The organism is Helcococcus sueciensis DSM 17243 (assembly GCF_000423145.1).
In the GTDB taxonomy this organism is placed as follows: domain Bacteria; phylum Bacillota; class Clostridia; order Tissierellales; family Peptoniphilaceae; genus Helcococcus; species Helcococcus sueciensis.
Map to the genome: position 1 here is coordinate 1 of NZ_AUHK01000023.1, position 22,493 is coordinate 22,493.

The window sequence follows — 22,493 nt, forward strand, 5'->3', positions numbered from 1 at the left end:
GAATATGTAGAAGGAACATTAAATATAACAAATCCAAACTGGGTAAGAATAAGATACCAAAACAGAGATGGATATGTATATAGAAGTTTAATAGTAGATTCAGTTTCAGCAAGTGGAACAGTAACAGCTACAGTAAATGTAAGACAAACACCAAATGGTAAAGTATTAGGAACACTTAGAAAAGGGGTTGAGTTAACAGGTAAATTATCTGCAAGCAATCCAAACTGGGTAGAAATCCAATACAAAGGCCAAAGAGCATATGTTTACAAAGAATTTGTAAAATAGAATGAAAAAAATCGGAGTTCGCTCCGATTTTTTTTTATTGAAAACAAACTTTTGTAATTTAGTATATAAAAAATATATTTTGTCTTATAAAAAAATAAGTTGTCTTGCAAAAAACAACAAAAATACTTAATATAAAATTATAGAGAATAAAAAGGAGTGTTATATAAAGATAAAGGAGTAAAAATGGCGAAAATTCAAGTTACGAATGAGATTAATCCTCTAAGGAAGGTGTTGTTACACAGGCCGGGAGAAGAATTGTTAAATCTAACTCCGCTTACATTAGATGAGTTATTGTTTGATGATATACCCGATTTGGTTAAAGCTAGAGAAGAACATGATAGATTTGCTGAAATCCTAAGAGAAAATGGAGTTGAAGTAGTATATTTAGAAGATTTAATGGCGGAAACTCTAGATGCAAACCCAGAAATAAAAGATAAATTTTTAGATCAATTTATATCGGAAGCTGGAGTTCATACGGATGAATATCACGAAATTCTTAAAGAATATTTTAATAAATTTGAAGATAATAAATCTTTAGTATTAAAAACAATGGCAGGAGTAACTTTTGAAGAATTAGGTGATTTAAAAACAAATTTCTTAGTAGATAAATTAAATAATGATTCATATCTATTACTTAATCCAATGCCAAATCTATACTTTACAAGAGATCCCTTTGCTTCGATAGGAAATTCCGCATCGATAAATAAAATGTACTCAGTAACAAGAAATAGAGAAACCATTTATGCTGACTATATTTTAAAATATCATCCTGAATATAAGGGTCAAGTTCAAGATTTATATGGAAGAGACAATCCATTCCATATTGAAGGTGGAGACATATTAAATATTAGCGAAAAATTGTTATTCATCGGTATATCTCAAAGAACACAAGCGGAAGCTATTCAAGAATTAGCTATGAAATTATTCTTTGAAAGTAAAGAAAATACTATTGAGACCATATTAGCGTTTAATATTCCAAATAATAGAGCGATGATGCATTTAGATACAGTGTTTACACAGATAGATAAAGATGCATTTACAATCCATCCAGGAATTATGAAAACATTACAAGTATTCGAGATTACAAAAGATGAAGAAAATCATGATGTTCATATAGAAGAACATAGAGGTAAATTGGATGAAATACTCGCTCATTTTATGGGGATAGAAAAAGTTAGATTGTTCGAATGTGGAGCTGGAGATCCAATTGCTGCAGAAAGAGAACAATGGACTGATGGTTCAAACACATTGACGATTGCACCAGGTAAAATAATTGTATATAAAAGAAATTATGTAACAAATCAATATTTAAAAGATAATGGATTTGATGTTATAGAATTAGACGCAGACAATATATGCGTTGGACGTGGCGGCCCACGTTGTATGAGTATGCCATTAATTAGAGATTTATAATAAATTAAAATTACTAATAGAAAGATAATTTTCTTGGTTAAATATAGGAAGGAAAAAAATATGCCAATTAATTTTCAAGGAAGAAGTCTTTTAGGATTAGCTGATTATACACCTGAAGAAATCAACTACTTAATAGATTTGGGACAACAATTTAAAAACCTAAAAAACACTCGTACTCCACATAAATATTTAGAAGGAAAAAACATAGTACTACTATTTGAAAAAACATCAACAAGAACAAGATGTTCTTTTGAAGTAGCTGCTATGGATCTAGGAATGGGTGTAACATATTTAGATCCAGGTTCAAGTCAAATGGGTAAAAAAGAATCGATAGAAGATACAGCTAAAGTTTTAGGGAGATTTTACGATGGTATTGAATATAGAGGATTCGATCAATCAAATGTAGAAGCTTTAGCTAAATATTCAGGAGTTCCAGTATGGAATGGTTTAACAGATGATTTCCATCCAACGCAAATGTTAGCTGATATGTTGACAATCAAAGAAAACTTCGGATATCTAAAAGGGTTAAACTTTGTATTCATGGGTGATTGTAGAAACAATGTATCTAATTCATTGATGATAGTTTGTGCTAAACTAGGCCTAAACTATACAGGTGTTGGTCCAAAATCTTTATGGCCAAAAAAAGAGTTGATAGAACAAGCTAAAGAATTTGCTAAATTGCATGGTTCAAAAGTTGAATTTACAGAAAATATAGATGAAGGTGTTAAAGGCTCACACGCTATTTATACAGATATTTGGGTTTCAATGGGTGAACCAGATGAAGTTTGGGAAGAAAGAATAGAATTATTGCATCCATATAAAGTAACTCAAGATATTATTGATAAAGCTGATGAAGAAGTAATATTCTTACATTGTTTACCATCCTTCCATGACTTAAATACAAGCTTTGGTAAAGAAATTCAAGAAAAATTTGGGGATAAATACGATTTAGATGGTATGGAAGTAAATAATGAGGTTTTCTTAGGTAAACATAGTAGGATATTTGATCAAGCGGAAAATAGAATGCATACAATTAAAGCTTGCATCTTTGCTTCATTAAAATAATTAGAGGATTAATATATGGCGAAAAAAAGATTAGTTATAGCTCTTGGAGGCAATGCTTTAGGAAACACACCTGAAGAACAATTACAATTGGTGAAAGAAACTGCAAAAACTATTGTGGATTTAGCTGATGAATATGAAGTAATTATTGGTCATGGTAATGGTCCACAAGTAGGAATGATTAACAATGCTATGGAATTTTCATCACAAAAAGGAGAAAATACTCCATATATGCCATTTCCAGAATGTGGAGCTATGTCTCAAGGTTATATAGGTTATCATCTAACTCAATCAATTCAAAGAGAACTTAAAAATAGAAATATTGAAAAAGATGTTGCTTGTATAATAACCCAAGTAGTTGTAGATGAAAAAGATAAGGCGTTTGAAAAACCTACAAAACCTATTGGCTCATTTATGACAAAGGAGGAAGCGGACAAAATAGCTTCTGAAAAAGGATTCATATTTGTTGAAGATGCAGGTAGAGGATATAGAAGAGTTGTACCTAGTCCAATTCCTACAAAAATTGTTGAGTTAAATATTGTTGAACAATTAGTAAACTTAGGAGATATTGTAATCACAGTAGGCGGTGGTGGTATACCAGTAATAGAAACAGAAGAAGGGTATAAAGGAGTTGCAGCTGTTATTGATAAAGATAGATCAAGTGCTAAATTAGCGTTGGATATGAAAGCTGATATGTTAGTGATATTGACAGCGGTAGATAGAGTTTTTATTAATTTTAATAAACCAAATCAAAAAGAATTAGTAGAAATGGATTCTATAGAAGCAAGAAAATATATTGAAGAAGGACATTTTGCTCCAGGTTCAATGTTGCCAAAAGTTGAAGCCTGTCTAGAGTTTGTAGAGAAATATCCAAATGGAAAAGCCTTAATCACTTCTTTACAAAGAGCGAAGGAAGCGCTTCAAGGAAAAACAGGCACAATTATAAAGAAATAATATTAATAAATTATGATAAAATAGGAATTTTCTCCGATTTTATTAGTTTGTTTATTTAATAAAACATAAATCTCGACAAATAGTTTTCTAATGTTATAATATTAATAATAAATAATTATAAGGAGTGTGTGTGATGAAGTTTTTAAAAGAAAGTTTAACCTTTGATGACATTTTACTTGTGCCATCATTTTCAGAAGTTACTCCAAGTCAAGTTGATATAAAAACAAGACTGACAAAGAAAATAAATTTAAATATTCCATTAATTTCTGCCGGTATGGATACTGTTACAGAAGCTCAAATGGCTATTGCTATGGCTAGAGAAGGTGGAATAGGAATTATACATAAAAATATGAGTATTGAAGAACAAGCTAAAAATGTAGATCGTGTAAAAAGATCAGAACATGGAATAATTACAGATCCTTTCTATCTTTCAAAGAACGATACACTTAAAGATGCTGACGACTTAATGGCTCATTATAGAATATCTGGTGTGCCAATAGTTGATGAAAATAAAAAACTAATTGGCATTATTACTAATAGAGATATTAGATTTGAAGAAGATTTTTCAAAGAAAATTGAAGAGTCAATGACTAAAGAAAATCTAATAACTGCTAAAGAAGGTGTTAGTTTAGATGATGCACTTGATATTTTAAAGAAATATAAAATTGAAAAATTACCTATTGTTGATGATGAAGGAGTGTTAAAAGGTTTAATTACAATTAAGGATATTGAAAAGAGAATAAATTATCCAAATTCTGCAAAAGATGAACATGGAAGACTTCTTTGTGGTGCAGCGGTAGGAATCACCGGAGATATTTATGAAAGAGTTGATGCATTAGTTGATGCAAAGGTTGACGTTATCGTAATAGATACAGCTCATGGTCATAGTAAAAATGTATTAAAAGTATTAAAAGAAGTTAAAGAGAAATATCCAGACTTACAAATGATTGCTGGAAATATAGCAACAGGAGAAGCTGCTAAAGCTTTAATAGATGCTGGAGCCGACGCTATAAAAGTTGGAATTGGACCAGGATCTATATGTACTACTAGAGTTGTTGCGGGAATAGGTGTTCCACAAATAACTGCAATTATGGATGTGTACGAAGTTGCTAAAGAATATGATGTTCCAGTGATTGCAGATGGTGGAATTAAATATTCAGGAGATATAGTTAAGGCGATTGCAGCAGGTGGAGACACATGTATGATGGGTTCAATATTTGCTGGATGTACAGAATCTCCAGGTGAAGAAGAATTATTTGATGGTAGAAGATTCAAAGTTTATAGAGGAATGGGCTCTATTCCTGCAATGAAAGCAGGTTCTTCAGATAGATACTTCCAAACGGACAATAAAAAATTAGTTCCAGAAGGAGTTGAAGGTCGTGTTCCTTATAAAGGACCAGTTGCAGATGTAATTTACCAATTAGTTGGTGGATTAAGAGCTGGTATGGGATATACAGGTTCTAAGAATGTAAAGATGCTTCAAGAAGAATCTAAATATGTAAAAATAACTTCAGCATCCCTTATAGAATCACATCCACATGATATCAATATTACAAAAGAATCACCAAACTATTCAAAATAAAAATTAGTATTTACTTATTGAAAAAAAATACTTATTATAAATAAAAAAGCGACAATCCTGTCTTGAAATATGTAAACCATTTAGGATACAAAGATAGAAAATTTGTCGCTTTAATCAAAAAAATATATATTTAGGAGAAATAGATGGAATTAAGAAGACCAGAAGAAATGGCAAGAATTACAAATGAAACCCTTGCAGACAAATTTATAGAAGAACAAGTTTCACTAATTAAAGAACAGATAGGAAATCAAAAGGTTTTACTTGCTTTATCAGGGGGAGTAGATTCTTCCGTGGTGGCAGCGCTTCTTTCTAAAGCTATTGGGAAACAATTATATTGTGTTCATGTAAATACTGGTCTATTGAGAAAGGGAGAATCTGAAGAAGTAATAGATGTTTTCCAAAATCAAATGGATGCAAACTTAATCTATATAGATGCGACAGATCGTTTCCTAGATAAATTAAAAAATGTAGAAGATCCAGAAACTAAAAGAAAAATTATAGGAAATGAATTTATCGAAGTATTTGCAGAAGAGGCTGGAAAATTAGAAGGTATTAAATTCCTTGGTCAAGGAACTATTTGGCCGGATATACTTGAAAGTGAAAAGGGAATAAAAGCTCATCACAATTCAGGTGGACTTCCAGAAGATATGGAATTTGAACTTGTAGAACCAGTAAGAATACTTTTCAAAGATGAAGTTAGATTGGTTGGAAGAAGACTTGGACTTCCAGAATCAATGGTCGATCGTCAACCATTCCCAGGACCAGGTCTTGGAGTGAGATGTCTTGGAGTAATCGAAAGAAAAAGACTAGAAGCGGTTCGTGAATCAGATGCTATTTTGCGTGAAGAATTCAAAAAAGCTGGTCTTAATAAAACTGTTTGGCAATATTTCACAGTAGTTCCAGATTTTAGAACAACCGGCGTTAAAGATGGAAAAAGAAGCTTCGAATGGCCAGTAATCATCCGTGCTGTAAACTCAGTAGATGCAATGACAGCTACAGTAGAAGAAATTCCATTCGACCTAATGCAAAAACTAGTTCAAAGAATCACCACAGAGGTTGAAGGAGTAAATAGAGTCTTGTACGACTTCACTCCTAAACCTACTGGCACTATTGAATGGGAATAATTGCAAAATTTTCTAAAATGGCTTGATTACAAGCTATATAGAGAATGAAAAACGGCTACTGGTACTCAAATGGTACTGGAAGTAAAAAAGAATAAATTGAATAATAGTTCCAAGTGGTTTACATTTGGACAAAAAATTAGACCGTAGTTTCAAGCTGCGGTCTTTTTGCTATAATTATGAAAATTAATTTATTTAAATGTACAACTTTCTAATATATAATCAACAAGATATTTTAATTTAGTAAAATCATATTCTTGTTTATAGTATTGATGAAATGATTTGATTAGTAAATTTTTTGGCTCAATATTTCCTTGATATTGTATTAATTTATCATTAAAGCCAGTCCATCTAACATAAACTTCATCGTCTATTGAACTGTGATCTAAAAAACATTCTATAGAAACGGCTTTCCCATTTATATTTTCTAAAGAATCTCCCTGGGGACCCTTGCATTTAAAATTATCAAAATCTTTATAATTAGGCAGAGTTATAACATTTAGATTATTTGGCAAATCGATTGTTTTAATATCATTATAAACAGATATACCAGCTGTATCATTATCTAAAATAACTAAAATTTTATTTAAAATATTTATTTTGGATAATCCTTTAACAAAATTTTTTAAATTACCCGTTCCTGTAAAAGGATAGTTTTGCTCCATATCTATAAAATCAAAGAAATCTGCAATATCACTATAAAGTCTATTAATAGATTTTTTAATAATATCCGTGTCTGAACTACCTTCTGTTACAATAAGTATTTTTTCTTGTGTAGTTAATTTTGGGATAATATCTTCTTCTAAGATCCATCCATTTTCAACAACATCTTCGAATCTCCAAATTACATCTAGATCATGATTATTTGTATTTTCACTCAGAATTCTTAATGTAATATATGGATCTAAATTTTCAAGAAAGTATCCAATATCGTAAGCATCATAATATGGAAAATTAGATAAATCCTTAATCTCATGTATAACACATTTCCTGACATACTCACCTAAATCATAGTCAAAATCATATTCTTCAGATGTCATATTTATATTCTTAATATCAATGTTAATCACTGTATTGTAAAAATTATGAAAATTTATCGGTATAGAGGAACTGAGTTGTTGTTTAAACATTGCCAATTCTTCGTTATATAACTCTTCAATCTCGTGTAAACTATATCCTAACAAATCTAGTCTTCTCTTTACAGACATGATATTTTTTGAAAAACCTTTTTTATATTCGATATCGTCATCAGAATAGTAATAAGGTACTATTTTTATGTCTTCTTTTTGGAATAAGCAAGAGTGGTTATTAAACACATTATTTTTACCCCAATCAAGCTCCATTTTTCCTATTCCTAATGTAATCATAGAACCCATAAAAGTACCTCTTATTTTAAAAATCTTGATTTTTTAGGATAAGATAACTTCCAATCTTCAAATTCCTCGTCTGTTATCTCATCGTTGTAATGCTTTTTTCTCATCTCATTCCATTCTATAAGAAAATTATTGAAGTCTACATCATTTGATAAAAGTCCATTAATTTCTCCTTCTCCTGTTAATGGTCTAAACTTCATATCTTTTTCATAATCAAAAATTATATGCATTATTTCAAAAATAGAATTAGGTTCATGATTAATTAATGCTGATATATCACAATCAAGTGCTTCAGATATTTTTTGTAACTGTTCTTTACTTGGAGATCTATTTCCAAGCTCGTAATTTCTTATAGCAGCATCTGTCAAACCAGACTTAATGGCAAGTTCTTTTTGAGTTAAGTTTCGCATAAGTCTTAACTTTTTTAATTTTTCTCCAGAAATCAAACTAACTCCTCCTTATTTCACAATAACTATAAATATTTTATCACAAAACGAACAAAAGCTCAACAAAACTGTTCTGTTGTAAATATTTGCAAGTATCTGAATTTTTCAGAAAAAAATAAATAGAAAAAACTTGACAGAACAAATATGAACTGTTATTATATATACATACAGTTCGATATTGAACGGAAATTGTAAGACATATAAATTAATGCTCGCCTTTTTTGAGGATGTAGAACCTTACAAACTATAAAAGGAGGACATTATGAAAGGTATTTTTATGAATGTAAAAGATGTACAAGAATTTCTTGATGTAAGTAGGACAACAGCATATCAGATAATAAACGATATGAATCAAGACTTACTTAAATTAGGCTATCGTGTACAAAGAGGAAAGGTAAATAGAGAATACTTTATGGAAAAGTATTGCTATAAACCAACAAATGCAAAGGAGGTTTAAAGTGCCAGCATTTAGAGATGAAAGCGGGAACAAGACTTGGTTTTGTAAATTTAATTACACCAACTGGAAAGGAGAAAAATTAACTAAGAAAAAACGTGGATTTTTAACAAAAAAAGAAGCTTTAAAATGGGAACAAGAATTCTTAAATCAACATTCTGAATCAATTGAGATGAGCTTTAGGGAGTTTTTTGAACTTTACAAGAGGGATAGAAAACCAAGAATAAGAGAAAATACTTGGAGGACAAAAGAAGCAATTGTAAATCAAAAAATACTTCCCTATATTGGTGATTTAATGCTTAATGAGATTAATAATGTAACCATAATTCAATGGCAAAATGAGCTTATGAAGATTAAGGATAAGAATGGTAAGAACTACTCTCCTACTTATTTGAGAACTATTCATGCCCAGTTATCTAGTATCTTAAATCATGCTTGTAGGTACTACAATTTAAAAACTAATGTTGCTCGTGATGTTGGTTCTATGGGAGAAAAAGAAGCTGACGAAATGCTCTTTTGGACTCAAGATGAATATGAAAGATTTATAGAAGCTATTAAAGATAAACCTGAATCATTTTATGCTTTTGAACTTTTATATTGGTGTGGTCTTAGGATGGGAGAATTATTAGCCTTAACAAAAGAGAAATTTGATTTTAAAAGGCATACATTAAAAATTGATGAATCTTTACAAAGGATTGATGGGAAAAATGTAATAACAGCTCCTAAGACTAAAAAAAGTATAAGGACAATAGTTATGCCTGAATTTTTAACGGATGAGATCAAAGAGTATATAGAAAGTTTTTATAAGTTAAAACCAAAAGACTTAATATTTAATTTCTCTAAGAGCTACCTCCACCATGAAATGGATAGGGGATCTAAGAAATCTCAAGTAAAAAGAATTAGGATACATGATTTAAGGCATTCTCACGTTTCTCTCTTGATTGAACTTGGATTTTCTGCAACTGCAATAGCTGATAGAGTTGGACACGAATCGATTGACATCACCTATAGATATGCTCATCTTTTCCCTAGCAAGCAAAAAGAAATGGCTCTGTCTTTAACTCAAGTAAGAAGTAATAAGGCAAATGACTGGAAAGATTTATTAGAAGAGGATGATTAAGATGTTTAGAAGACATTCATTAGATGAAATTTCTAAAAAAACGAGAAATAAAGACAAAAATAGAAAAAGAAATCGAATTTTAAACTTTAGAGTATCTGAAGAAGAATATGATCTAATAAACAAAAAAATTGCGATAAGCGGACTTAAAAAACAAGATTATTTTCTACAAATGTTATTAAATCACGAAGTTAATTTAGTAAGTGATTACAGACTTTCTGATAATATAGCCAAGGAAATATTTCAACTAGCAAAAGTTATTAAAAAGTTCGGCAAACTAAATGACGATGAAGCTGATATTTTAATCTATATTTTAGAAATATATGAAAAAATCAAAAAAGAAAAAAGCCCCTACTACAAAGAGTAAAGGCATACACTCCTGTGAGAAGTGTTCTCTAGACAAGTTCATTTTACCACAGGAGTCTTATTTATACCAGACAGGAGGATAAAATGGAGAATAAATATAAAACAATAAAGAGATTAGATGGTTGTAAAAAGAAGAGGAGTAAGGATTATGACAGATATTAAATTAAAATTCCCAGAAATAGATCAGACTTACGCCTTTTTAGACTTGCAAACTACAGATAAGGGGACGATTAGACAAATTACTGGTAATATTGTAACCGCTATTTTAAATCCAAAATATTGTCATAATCAAAAAATCATTGAAGGACAAATATTCTTTGATAAATTTACAAATGAAATAAAATTCCAGGGGAAAATTATAGGAGAAAGAAATATAAAGGAAAATCAAATACGACTTTGGGATGATTCTTTAAACAATAGACTAGGCTTAGAGATAGAAAAACATTTTGGAATTAATTATAACGCCAACAAAATGTGGGAAGCTATTCGTTTTGTAGCTCATCAATATGAAGTGAGTCCGCCAAAGCAATATCTTCAAAATTTAAAATGGAATGGAGATAAAAATGCCATTAGAAAACTTTTACCAAGGTATTTGGGAGCGGATGATACAGATCTTAATAATTGGATAATGGAACATATGATATTGGGCATGATAAAAAGAATTTTTAATCCAGGATCTAAGTTTGATGAAATGATTGTTTTAGTTGGGGGACAAGGTATAGGCAAATCGACTTTTGCAAGATACTTGTCCATAACAGATGATTGGTTTTGTACAATAGAAAACATTCAAGGCAAGGATGCTATCATGAATCTTATAGGTAAAACTGTTGTTGAAATCGAAGAATTCGTTGCTTTAAGAAATGCTAAATCGGCTAATGAAGCTAAATCTTTTTTATCAAAATTAAGCGATAGGATAAGAATACCCTACGAAAAATATGCAACAGACGTGCCAAGAACTTGCATCTTTATAGGTACATTAAACGAAAGAACTTTTCTTAATGATCATACTGGAGAAAGAAGATATTTACCTGTTGAATGTAACTCGAATAAAAGAGTAAGGACAATATATCCAGATAAAAATAATAAGGAAAAACTCTCGGATAAAGAATATATATCTAGTATAAGAGAAGATTTTAATCAGGCTCTAGCCTTGGGATATGAAATATTTAAAAACAAGACTCACGCATGGACTATACCAAAAAATCTTTTAAAAGACTTGTATAAGGAACAAGAAAAATTCAAATATCTAAACCCAGATGTGGAAGACATAAGGTATTTCTTAGAAGAATATAAGCCAAAAAGTGCAGATCCAAATATAACTTGTTTCAAAGAACTAACCATGCAAGGTTACCAAATAAAATCAAAATCTTTTTCAGAGATTATGGATAATTATTTCCAAGAATGGATCCCAGTTAGGTCATCAAAGACCAAGAGAATATCACCGAGTGGAGTCTCAATTCCAGTAAAACTATATTATGAAAAGAAAGAAGAATACAAAACTGACTTTATAGAAGTTGACAAGAAGTTTTTGCCTGAAGAATGGCAAAAAGAAAAACAATTAGAAATAGAAACAACAAATTAAGTGAAAAATGCAGATGTAACTTTGTAACCTGTAACCAATCGTTATAAATCTTCTTAAATTAGGATTACATAAATTAATGGCTTGATAATAAGGAGTTGTCACAGACTCTTAAAACAAGCTCGCCTAATTTTGGAAGTTTTTATTTTGTAAGTTACAGTTACATTTATTAATTACTATTTGAAAAAATATTAAAAAATAAATTTTAGACTTGTTAATAATAGCAAGCACAGTAAGTGAGTACCCACTTACGAAAAAATCAAAAAATCAATAGCTTATAAGGCTATATAATTTTATGATTTTTTACCTTGTTAGGGAGAACCCTAAGACCCCAAAAAATAAAAACAAAGGAGGAATATATGGATAATAGAACAAGAAAAAATCAACTTAAAATATATTTAACAGATGAAGAAAAAGAAATTTTTGAAAAGAAAATGAAACTTGCAAATTGTAAAACAATGTCCCACTTTCTTAGAAAATGTGTATTAGAAAAAGAAATTTATATTGTAGACCTAGAACCATTTAGAGATATCCAATGGCTACTTTCAAATGCAACAAATAATATAAACCAGATTGCAAAAGCAACTAATACAACTGGTGTTATTTACAAGAAAGATATAGACTATATGAGAGAAAAAATAGAAAAATTATCAAGAGAAATATGGCAGATCCATTCTCTACTTCTAAATAAATCAAAAGAAAGTTCTGGTGATTAGTATGGCAATTACAAAAATACATCCAATAAAATCAACTCTAAATTTTCATGAAAAATTGATAGTTTATCAAAGTTGTGTAAAATTAAGTAAAACTCCAATTCTAGAGGAATGGATAAACATTGATAAATAAAAAATGTATCAACCCTTACCTTTTTACCAGGATTTAGGTTGATACACAAAATTATTTACATACCCTTAAGATTTTAATTATTGATATTATGCCATTTTATATATTCCATCTGCTACATTATTTAAAAACTCATAATCATGCGAAACAACAATTACAACTTTATTGGATTTTTTCGCCAAATCTTTTATAGCTTCTGATACAATTATCATATTTTTGAAATCTAAACCACTTGTAGGCTCATCAAAGATTATGATTTCTTTATTTGAAAGTAGAGCTAAGGCAATTGTTAACCTTTGTTTTTGTCCTCCTGAAAGCGACATTGGGTGCTTATCTTTATATTTATCCAATCCAAGCCTATTTAGAACTACATCTACCTGATTTAATCTATCCTCAGGTAAATTTAATTCACATTCTTCTTTTACGCTTCGAGTGAATAATTGTGAATTAATGTCCTGTGTTACAAGGTATGTATTTTTTAATCTATCTTTATTATTTAAAAGTTTATTGTTAAAAAAAACACTTCCTGTATTTTTCTTCATAAGTCCTGAAATGCACTTTAACAGACTAGTTTTTCCTATACCATTTTTTCCTATTATTCCTAAAACTTCTCCTCTATTTAAAGAAATATTAATATCTTTAAATATGAGATTTCCATTTATTGTATACGATAAATCTTCACATAAATACTCATCATTTTTATTAAATTCTTTTTCAAGAACTTCCAACTTAGGAGTAGATAAGGTTCTAATTTTGAGATTATTTTCTTTTTTTGAGTTAAATAATTTTATCTCTTCTTGTGTAAAACAATCCTTAATTATTCCTTCGTCTATATAATATGCTTTATCAATTATGTCTTTTAAGTAATATAATCGATGTTCTGCAACTATAATTGTCTTCCCTTCTTTTTTAAATATTTCAATATTGTTTTTTATCGTTTCAATTGTATCCATATCAAGATTTGAAGATGGCTCATCCAATACGACAATATCTGTGTTTAATGCAAAAATAGATGCAAAAGCTAAAATTTGTTTTTCCCCACTCGACAATGAGATGACATTTTTACCTAATAATCTATCTATATTTAAATTATTGATAGTTTTTTTAAAGCTTTTTTTTATTAACTCTGGATCAATTCCCATATTTTCAAGACCGAATACAATTTCTCCCTCAACATCAGAATTAAAAAATTGAGATTTTGGATTTTGAAATATTGAACCAACTTTTTCTGAAATTTTATATTGCGATATATTTCTAGTAGATTCTCCCTCTATTAAAACTTCTCCAACAAAGTCAGTTTCTTCTTCAAAATGTGGTATAATTCCATTTATTAATTTAGTCAATGACGTTTTGCCTGAACCACTTAGCCCCATAAGTAGTATACATTCGCCTTTTTCAACATTTAAGTTGATATCTTTTAATATTTTATATCCCGTTTTAGAGGTACAAGATACATCATTTATATTTACATAACCCATTCTAACTCACCTAAAATATAACCATAATTAAAACAACAAATAAAATAACTAATACATCATAAACAGTGAATTTAAAATCAATTATAGTTGTTTTTCTACCTGGATTCTCGACTCCTCGTGTTACAGCTGCCTTAGATAACTCTTCAGACATATCAATTGCAGAATTTATTATAGGTACAACAAATATATCCATGTTTTTAATCATACTAATCCCCCTAATCTTCATTGATTCTCTAACACAATGTATATCTTGTCTTAATGTGGGAAAATATCTATAAGTTATCATAAATGCTAAAATAAAATTTTCTGAGAATTTAAATTTTCTAAAAACTCCTGCAATTCCTCTTACGGTCACCGTTTTGTATAACAATGTTCCTGCCATTATGCAAGGAAAAATCTTCCTTGCATAAGAAACAGGTACAATAAATGTCGTTACAATCCACTTAGGTGAATAGGGAAAAACTAAATAATTTATTATTAAAAAAGTAATAAAAGTTAAATATACTTTTAATCCCGGTTTAAAATTTCCGCAAACTGTCAAAATAATCAACAAATAGCTCATTAAAATTAATTCACTTGCCAACGATCTACTTTTAAAGAAAAATATATTTACTAATAAAAGCAATATTATTGAGGTTCTAGGATCTAATTTTAATCGCTTGAACATTTTAATTTCTCGCCTCAAAATTTTTATATAGAAATGATTTTAAAATCCCACAAGATAATAATCCAAAAACAAATGGTGTTACAATTAATACAATTAACATCGGTGTGTTAATAAAAGTTTTTAATATATTAACATAATCTACTGGCATCCCCATTTTAAGAATTTTTGATATGAATTCATCTTTTAGAATCCATATTTGTGCTGGAGACCCTACCATACCTAATGAAAAGAAAGCATATGAAAGTGAATTCCATTTATAACTGTCATACTTTGATAGGTATCTTATCACTTCTGCCAAAATACTAGCAATTGCTAATGATGCAATTATTATTAAACTAAATTGACCAGTTAAGTAGTATATTATAGCAACAATAGCTCCCATTATTATGACTGCTCCTGTTTTTTTTACTTTTTGAACCATAATCATATATGGTATAGAACCAACTAAGGCTATAAAGCCAGGCATAAGTATCCACATTAATGGATGAAGACCGCCTAAAAGCATAAACCCAAAATTGATTGCAAAATATATTGCAGTAAATATACCTATCGTAATAACATCTTTTCCTTTTAACTTTTTATTATTCATTCTAATCCTCCTAATAAATAAATTCTTCTGCCATTTTTGTTTTTTCTATTAAATTCTTGTAAACTTTTGATTTTTGTAAAAGCTCTTCATGCTTACCTTCGCTTTCTACTCTTCCGTTTTCAAGAACTACTATCTTGTCAGCATTTTCTATGGATTTCATTCTGTGTGAAATGATTACAACAGTTTTATCTTTAATTAAATTATTTAAAGACTCTTGGATTTTCTTTTCATTGTCCACATCTAAACTTGCTGATATTTCATCTAATATAAGTATTGGTGCGTCCTTCAGAAAGGCTCTAGCTATAGAAAGTCTTTGTCTTTCACCACCAGAAAGCTCTGACCCATTTTCTCCTATAACTGTATCTAACCCATTAGGAAGTTTATTAATAAAATCCATACAATTTGCAAGGGTAGCTGCCTTTACAACTTCTTCATCGCTGGCATCTTTTTTACCTATACGAATATTTTCTAATATAGATGAGTTAAATAAAGTAACATCTTGAAAAACAATAGATATTTTCTTAAATAAAGAATCTGTGGAAATGTTTTTTATATCCTTTCCATCTATTAAGATTTGACCTTTATCATAATCATATAATCTTGATATTAATCTTAATATACTTGTCTTTCCAGAGCCGGAAGCTCCAACTAAAGCCGTTACCTCTCCCTGTTTCGCAGTAAAGCTAATGTCCTTTAAAACCTGATTATCATCATAAGAAAAAGCTACATTTTTGAAGACTATATCAAACATATTCAGTTCTACATCTTTACCCTCTTGAATTTTTGTTTCCTTAATCTCCCTAATCCTTTCAACGCTTGGATCTATATAGAACACTTCTAATAATCCTTCTTTTGATAAATCGAAAATATCTTTTATCTTTATGGCAGCCATTAAATAACCTAAGAGATATAAAATGTCAATCTCCCCAGATAGAATAAGGCTAATCCCAACAAAACTAACTACTGCAATACTTACAAAGCCAAGAGCAGAGGATAAACCCATTACAAAAAGAGAGCCTTGTTCAACTTTAAGATGTATTTTTTCACTTTCATCCATCTGCATATATAACGAAGACCTCACTTCATCGGATAAGTTAAAACTATTTATTTCTTGTTGAAGTTCAATGGTTTCTTGGAATTTTTCTGAGTTTTCTCTAAGTACCTTGTGATATTTCTTGTTTCCTTTTACCTGCGACTTTTTAGCAATAGGTATTAGTATAAAACTTAAAATAGTTGGGATCATTACTGCAAGCCCCATCTTAAAATTACCTATCATTAACATAATTCCAATTAGTGGGAAAAATAAAACCATTCCTCCTACTTTAGGAATTGAATGACTCATAGCGTGTTCTACTTTTTCCACATCTGCCATAATCGTTTGAGATATATCTGATAAATTATGTTTTGAAAAGTAGGATAGGGGAAGTTTTGATAGAGTTTCTGCAATATCTATTCTTAAATTAGCACTCTCTTCATAAGTTGTAGTATAAAGATCATCATATTCTTTGGCTAACAAAACATACATTAATACTAATGTAACAACAGAAACACCAAAATATAAATAAGGGCTTTTAACATTTTTCAAAATAAGCTCATCTGTTAACATCATTAAAATAAAGGCAGGAACCATATTAATACAGTAGACCAAGAAACTTGATATAGTAGATTTAGTGAGATCTTTAGCCCCTTTATCAGTCAGACAAAAGCGTTTTTTATAAAATTTCCTCATCTTTAACCCTCCATTGATTTGCACTATCGTAAAGCTCTAATAATTCCTTATATTTTCCACCTTTTGAAATAAGTTCTTGATCACTGCCTCTTTCAATTATTTCTCCATTCTCTAAAACTAAAATTTCATCAACAAAACGAATACTACTCATCCTATGGGCAATCATAATAACTGTTTTATCTTTCATAAGGTTTTTAAAGGCCTTTTGAAGCTCATACTCATTGTCTGGATCAATAGAAGCACTAGCTTCATCCATAATTACAATTTTAGATTTCTTGAGCATGGCTCTCGCAATAGCAATTCTCTGTTTTTCTCCTCCTGATAAATAGACTCCTTTTGAGCCAATCATGGTATTCTCCCTTTCAGGAAACTTATTTAAAATAACATTACAACCGGCAAGTTCCATAGCCTTCATAACTTCTTCTCTACTTGCCTTTCTATTAGCAAGAGCAACATTTTCGTAAATAGATGTCTTAAAAAGTTTGCTATCCTGAAAAACAAAAGAAATTGTGTTTATTAGAGCATCCTTACTATAAGATTCTAAGGGTCTCTCTCCAATCTTTATACTGCCACTATCTACTTTGTAAAAACCAGATAATAGCTTTACAATAGTCGATTTACCTGATCCTGAATGACCCACCAAAGCATATTTTTTTCCTTCTTCTAATTTAAAAGATAAATTTTCTAGTACTTTGTTTTCATTATAAGAAAAATTCACTTTTTCAAACTCTATATTATAGTTTTTGAAATCACCAATCTCTCCATAATTTAATTTATCTTCATTCATTTTTTTATATAAGTCTTCTAAAGTATCTACAGCATACCTAGCGTTAAAGATGTTCATACTAGCCCACATAATTTTCATAAATGAAACCATCATTACTCCACTTAAAAACAAAATCATGAATAGTTCAACAATAAGCAAATTAGCATTATTAACTTTATTTATGGTAAAAACTAAAGGGATAGACAAAATTGCAATAATTCCAAAAAATATCCATTGATATAGTACATAAGGTTTTTTAGAACTAATTGAGTAATCAAGAGCATACTTAGAATAATCCTTAATCGCCTTATAAAGAGTTTTAAAAGACTCTACAGTAGCTCCGAATATTTTAACAACTTGCATGCCTCTGACATATTCAACTGTTTCACCACTTAAAATTTCTAAGGATTTTTGGTAGTATTCCATGAACTCTCCTCCACCCATCATGTTCTTTAAAATAAGAGCCCCTACTATTGTTAGTATAAGAATAACTAATCCCACTCTGCTACTAATAGAAAAGGCAAGTATTAAAGATAATACTGGAATTAAAAAAGCTTGAGAGTTATCTGGTATCATATGTGCTACTGCCGTATGAGTTTTAGCTGCATTATCATCAATAGTTTTTCTTATAATTCCAGATGGGTTTAAATCATAAAAGCGAAAACTTGCTCCTGTAAGTCCATCTATACCTTTTTTTCTTAAATTAGTTTCTAAGCGAAATCCAAGTTTATGAGAAAAAAAGTTTGACAAAAAGTAAACTAGTGCCCCTATCGTCAAATATAAGACAGCTTGAATGGACAAAGTCCTAGCTACTAATAAATCTCCTTCAACAATTGAACTTCTTAAAAGTTTATACAGTAACGAATATCCGTACACCATTAGAAATGCAGATAGTGCTGATAAAAAAACTGCTATATATCCATTATGTTTTTCTTCAGGCACATAGGAAAAAAGCCTTTTATAAATTTTCATATTTTCCTCCTTTAATATTCCTATTAGATTCAAATTCGCCTGAACGATAATAATTATCATTGCGTTTTTATTATACATCAGTTATAATTACTAATACAATAGTTTTGAATTAATAAGGCTAATTGGAATATTGTCTAAAAGGGATAGTGTATTATGACATATTATGATTTTGTAAAAGAATATATGAACGTAGATGAATGTAAAAATAATAAGAAATATTCAAGTGCAGGGCATACATTTTGTTGGAGTAAAGATGATTCAATTAATGCAGAAGGCCTATATTGGTTTTATGAAGGAAATGGATTTATTATTGATATCCACGATTTTTATATCAAAGAAGAAGTTATTCAAAATAGTACTTATAGTATGGAAAACTATGTTTCGATATGCTCTAGCTATATTGTAAGTGCAAACGGCGAAAAATTTAACCCTTATCAAACTTTGACGCCAAACTCCTTATATACTCTTGATTTTGACAATATAGAAGATGACTTTCTATTTTTATTACACGAGAATAGTTACTATCTCACTGTTTCTGTTGGATTTAAAAGAGAACTTTTAGAAAAGCACCTGTCATCCATTAATATCGATCTTGAATCCTTTTATAGGGCTTTACTTCAAACAAATCGAATAATACTTACAAAGTCATTAGAAAAAGTAGCAATGGAAATATTAAATTGTAAGATGGACGCTCCTGCCGCTGATTTTTTCTTTAAAGCCAAGGCAAATGAGTGGATAAGTATAGTAATCGATACCTACTTAAATAGAAAAAAATATAAAATTGAGTCTGACGATAATAAAGCACTTGAAGATGTATCCAGGTTTTTAGATGATCATTTTGCCATGACTGTAAATCAGGAAACCCTTGAAAAAATATCTAAAATGAGCGGAACAAAATTAAAGAATTTGTTTAAAGAAAAATATGGTCAAAGTATTACAGAATACACCCAAAGAAAAAGAATGAATGTAGCTGAAACTCTTCTGTTAAATACTAAACTTCCTATAAAGGAAGTAGCAGAATCTGTTGGATATACATCCCATAGCAAATTTTCCATTTATTACAAAAGATACAAGGGAAAACTTCCTAGTGAAGTTCGTCATTTAGCTTGCAAGGATCACAAGTTAAAATGCGATTATTGTGATTAAGTATTTTTTTTACAAGCAATATTTTTGTATGAGTTTAAGTGGATATGCATATCTGACCTAAATATATAAGATTAAAAAAATGAGCAAAAAAAATAAAGGCAGCCCAAAGACTGCCGATATTTATCTCTCTGCACCTTTGCTATGTTCTTTCTTATTTGACTTAGCTTTGTCGTCTGTTTTAAAGTTTTTTATTTGCCCTAATGTAGACTTTTATCTTTATCTTGACTTTTTACTTATTTTTTACTTTTAAGAGCTTAGAAGACAAAAATAGATATTATATTAAAACAATATTTATCCGGTACTGGGACTGGGACGGGACTAAAAATCTGAAAACGTCCTATAATTAGGTGGATTTGGTGATATTAGAAAAAATAGAATCTAGTATTTTGAATGGTTTGGGATATATCGTACGTTTGGAAAAGAAGAATGGGAGTAAAAAATATTGCGAGCAATATTTTTTACGTCAGACCCCCATATATCAAGCACGAAGTGCGAAGATAGATGGGTTGCTGCCCTTCTGCAGGGAAGAACAGCCGACGCGACGAAAAGGAGCGTTGGCTTTTCTGATTCGCTGAATGGGAGTAAAATTGTGACAAGTCACAATTTTACGTCACGACACGACAAGCACGAACGAAGTGAAGTGCGAGTCGATGTCTGGCCCTTCGTCATCGAATGAAGAAAAATGCGACCGAGTAGGAAGCATTTTTAGAATGAGATGTGAATGGGAATAGTCGCAAAAAAATTAAAAACTTTGTAAAATCAACGGTTACAGAAGATAAAAAACTGTAACTGGGATTAAAATGGGAACATTTGTTAAAAAGAATAAATCGAATAATAGTTCCAAGTGGTTTACATTTGGACAAAAAATCAGACCGTAGTTTCAAGCTGCGGTCTTTTTCGTGCATATTTTTACTTTGAAAATATTGAATTTATATATAATTATATAGGTTATTATAAATTAGATCATTAATTAAGTTGAATAAAATATTGTAAAAATATAAATACAGTAACAGGCTATTTAAGGAAACATTTAGATTATATAGCAAACAAATGAATAATGCGACAACAAATTGTCGGTTTGAATTATAGTATTGTCGCAAATGTGATATAATAATTATATTAGAGGAGGACAGAAATGAACCGATATATTGAATCAGAAACAATTGAATTAAAAGAAAAATATACAGATACGATTACAAAGGAAATAGTATCTTTCCTCAATGGTACAGGAGGATCAATTATTATCGGAGTTAAAGATAATGGTGTTGTAGTTGGTGTTGACAGAGTTGATGAAATTCTTAGAAAAATATCTGATATTATAACAACTAAAATAGAACCGAACCCACAAGATGAAATCAGTTCAGAACTCAAATTTGATGAAGGGAAAACTTTAATAGTAATTCATATAAATAAGGGAAATCATCATATATATTGTCAAAAGAAATATGGATTTTCTTCAACTGGTTGCACAATACGAATTGGAACAACTTGTAAAGAGATGACACCGGAACAGATAAAAATTCGATATGAGAAAAAATTTATAGATAATGAATACATGCTTAAAAAAAGATCAAATTCATCAGATTTATCCTTTAGAGAGCTTAAGATATATTACTCTGAAAAAAATTACCATTTAGAAGATAAGTCTTTTGAAACGAATTTGAATTTAAGGAATGAAGCTGGAGAATATAATTTATTAGCAGAATTATTATCTGATAGAAATAATATTCCATTTATTTTTGTAAAATTTCAAGGAACAAATAAAGCTTCTATATCTGAAAGAAGCGACTATGGTTATGGATGCATATTAACTACTTATGGAAAAATAAAAAACAGATTGCAGGCTGAAAATATATGTATTTCTGATACGACAGTAAGACCAAGAAAAGACACCTATTTATTTGATTTTGACTGTGTAAATGAGGCAATTTTAAATGCTTTAGTTCATAACGATTGGACAATCACTGAGCCACAGATTTCAATGTTTAATGATAGACTTGATATATTATCACATGGTGGACTTCCTAGAGGAATGACAAAAGAACAATTTTTTGATGGAATAAGTAAGCCAAGAAATGCAACATTGATGAGGATATTTTTAAATATGGGACTTACTGAACACACCGGGCATGGAATTCCAACAATTATAGAAAAATATGGGAAAGATGTTTTTGAAATTGAAAGCAACTATATTAGATGCACTATTCCTTTTGAACAAGAAGTAATTGACCAAATAGACAACAAAAATGTCGGTTTGAATGTCGGTTTGAATGTCGGTTTGAATAAAACTGAAAAGAAAGTGATAGAACTTTTAATAGAAAACCCAAGTCTAACATCAATTGAACTTTCAGAAAAAATAGGTGTGGCAACGAGGACTATCGAAAGAGCATTTAAATCTTTACAAGAAAAGAAAATGATAGAAAGAATTGGATCAAAGCGTGATGGAAATTGGATTGTTGTTAGGTAAGAAATAAACTATACTTATAAATAAAGTTTATAAGAGTGATATGTTTCAATAATTTCTAAAAATTGTAAGTAGAAGCAACATAAA

The 22,493-nt window shown here is 29.8% G+C and carries 21 protein-coding genes; 14 read left to right on the forward strand and 7 right to left on the reverse strand.

From position 1 onward, the window contains the following. The 6 genes from G534_RS08050 to guaA all read left to right on the forward strand — a co-directional run. Positions 1 to 285, forward strand: a 285-nt coding sequence (locus G534_RS08050; RefSeq protein WP_034596055.1) for an SH3 domain-containing protein, incomplete at its 5' end; no start/stop codon positions are given. Between the two features lie 183 nt (positions 286 to 468). After that, positions 469 to 1,698 (forward strand): arginine deiminase, encoded by a 1,230-nt coding sequence (gene arcA, locus G534_RS0105890; RefSeq protein WP_027348303.1) that lies wholly within the window; start codon positions 469 to 471, stop codon positions 1,696 to 1,698. Positions 1,699 to 1,758: 60 nt separating this feature from the next. Continuing rightward, positions 1,759 to 2,763: an ornithine carbamoyltransferase gene (gene argF / locus G534_RS0105895; RefSeq protein WP_027348304.1), complete on the forward strand. Its 1,005-nt coding sequence runs from the start codon at positions 1,759 to 1,761 to the stop codon at positions 2,761 to 2,763. A gap of 15 nt (positions 2,764 to 2,778) precedes the next feature. Further along, the gene (gene arcC, locus G534_RS0105900) at positions 2,779 to 3,714 is read left to right on the forward strand and encodes a carbamate kinase (RefSeq protein ID WP_027348305.1); all 936 of its coding nucleotides are present in this window, start codon (positions 2,779 to 2,781) and stop codon (positions 3,712 to 3,714) included. Between the two features lie 133 nt (positions 3,715 to 3,847). Beyond that, a complete protein-coding gene (gene guaB, locus G534_RS0105905) occupies positions 3,848 to 5,296 on the forward strand; it encodes an IMP dehydrogenase (protein WP_240470425.1) in 1,449 nt (482 codons plus the stop codon). Between the two features lie 143 nt (positions 5,297 to 5,439). Next, the gene (guaA, locus tag G534_RS08055; RefSeq protein WP_084510096.1) at positions 5,440 to 6,420 is read left to right on the forward strand and encodes a glutamine-hydrolyzing GMP synthase; all 981 of its coding nucleotides are present in this window, start codon (positions 5,440 to 5,442) and stop codon (positions 6,418 to 6,420) included. 188 nt (positions 6,421 to 6,608) lie between these two features. On the opposite strand, the gene G534_RS0105915 is transcribed toward guaA, so the two are convergent. Beyond that, entirely contained in the window at positions 6,609 to 7,793 is a 1,185-nt protein-coding gene (locus G534_RS0105915; protein WP_027348307.1) for a HEPN/Toprim-associated domain-containing protein, read from the reverse strand. Between the two features lie 11 nt (positions 7,794 to 7,804). Then, on the reverse strand, positions 7,805 to 8,236 hold the full coding sequence (locus G534_RS0105920) for a helix-turn-helix domain-containing protein (RefSeq protein WP_027348308.1): 432 nt from the start codon (positions 8,234 to 8,236) through the stop codon (positions 7,805 to 7,807). Positions 8,237 to 8,498: 262 nt separating this feature from the next. Here G534_RS0105920 and G534_RS0105925 point away from each other — a divergent pair, with 262 nt between their 5' ends. From G534_RS0105925 to G534_RS08895, 6 genes are all read left to right on the forward strand, one after another. After that, entirely contained in the window at positions 8,499 to 8,693 is a 195-nt protein-coding gene (locus tag G534_RS0105925; RefSeq protein ID WP_019116621.1) for a hypothetical protein, read from the forward strand. Next, positions 8,677 to 9,810 (forward strand): site-specific integrase, encoded by a 1,134-nt coding sequence (locus G534_RS0105930; RefSeq protein WP_457076113.1) that lies wholly within the window; start codon positions 8,677 to 8,679, stop codon positions 9,808 to 9,810. Before G534_RS0105925 ends, G534_RS0105930 begins: the two co-directional genes overlap by 17 nt. Before the next feature lies 1 nt (position 9,811). Continuing rightward, complete coding sequence (locus G534_RS0105935) at positions 9,812 to 10,174, forward strand: plasmid mobilization protein (RefSeq protein WP_027348310.1); 363 nt, start codon at positions 9,812 to 9,814, stop codon at positions 10,172 to 10,174. A gap of 117 nt (positions 10,175 to 10,291) precedes the next feature. After that, a complete protein-coding gene (locus tag G534_RS0105940; RefSeq protein ID WP_027348311.1) occupies positions 10,292 to 11,755 on the forward strand; it encodes a VapE domain-containing protein in 1,464 nt (487 codons plus the stop codon). Positions 11,756 to 12,111: 356 nt separating this feature from the next. Further along, positions 12,112 to 12,468 (forward strand): plasmid mobilization protein, encoded by a 357-nt coding sequence (locus tag G534_RS0105945; RefSeq protein WP_027348312.1) that lies wholly within the window; start codon positions 12,112 to 12,114, stop codon positions 12,466 to 12,468. A gap of 1 nt (position 12,469) precedes the next feature. Further along, positions 12,470 to 12,598: a hypothetical protein gene (locus G534_RS08895; protein WP_276196152.1), complete on the forward strand. Its 129-nt coding sequence runs from the start codon at positions 12,470 to 12,472 to the stop codon at positions 12,596 to 12,598. 86 nt (positions 12,599 to 12,684) lie between these two features. On the opposite strand, the gene G534_RS0105955 is transcribed toward G534_RS08895, so the two are convergent. The 5 genes from G534_RS0105955 to G534_RS0105975 are packed head-to-tail and all read right to left on the reverse strand — an operon-like array spanning position 12,685 to position 18,796. Continuing rightward, positions 12,685 to 14,073 (reverse strand): ABC transporter ATP-binding protein, encoded by a 1,389-nt coding sequence (locus G534_RS0105955; protein ID WP_027348313.1) that lies wholly within the window; start codon positions 14,071 to 14,073, stop codon positions 12,685 to 12,687. A gap of 10 nt (positions 14,074 to 14,083) precedes the next feature. Beyond that, complete coding sequence (locus G534_RS0105960) at positions 14,084 to 14,740, reverse strand: energy-coupling factor transporter transmembrane component T (RefSeq protein ID WP_010815638.1); 657 nt, start codon at positions 14,738 to 14,740, stop codon at positions 14,084 to 14,086. 1 nt (position 14,741) lies between these two features. Then, complete coding sequence (locus G534_RS0105965) at positions 14,742 to 15,329, reverse strand: MptD family putative ECF transporter S component (protein WP_010815637.1); 588 nt, start codon at positions 15,327 to 15,329, stop codon at positions 14,742 to 14,744. A gap of 10 nt (positions 15,330 to 15,339) precedes the next feature. Continuing rightward, positions 15,340 to 17,058 (reverse strand): ABC transporter ATP-binding protein, encoded by a 1,719-nt coding sequence (locus tag G534_RS0105970; protein ID WP_027348314.1) that lies wholly within the window; start codon positions 17,056 to 17,058, stop codon positions 15,340 to 15,342. Further along, positions 17,042 to 18,796 carry an ABC transporter ATP-binding protein gene (locus G534_RS0105975; protein WP_027348315.1) on the reverse strand — a complete coding sequence of 585 codons (1,755 nt, stop codon included), beginning with the start codon at positions 18,794 to 18,796 and terminating at the stop codon, positions 17,042 to 17,044. The genes G534_RS0105970 and G534_RS0105975 overlap by 17 nt, the downstream gene beginning before the upstream one ends. 153 nt (positions 18,797 to 18,949) lie before the next feature. Between G534_RS0105975 and G534_RS0105980 the strand changes: the two genes are divergently transcribed. Beyond that, positions 18,950 to 19,942 carry a helix-turn-helix domain-containing protein gene (locus G534_RS0105980; RefSeq protein ID WP_027348316.1) on the forward strand — a complete coding sequence of 331 codons (993 nt, stop codon included), beginning with the start codon at positions 18,950 to 18,952 and terminating at the stop codon, positions 19,940 to 19,942. A gap of 1,135 nt (positions 19,943 to 21,077) precedes the next feature. Continuing rightward, positions 21,078 to 22,409: an RNA-binding domain-containing protein gene (locus G534_RS0105990; RefSeq protein ID WP_027348317.1), complete on the forward strand. Its 1,332-nt coding sequence runs from the start codon at positions 21,078 to 21,080 to the stop codon at positions 22,407 to 22,409. Positions 22,410 to 22,493: the final 84 nt, after the last annotated feature.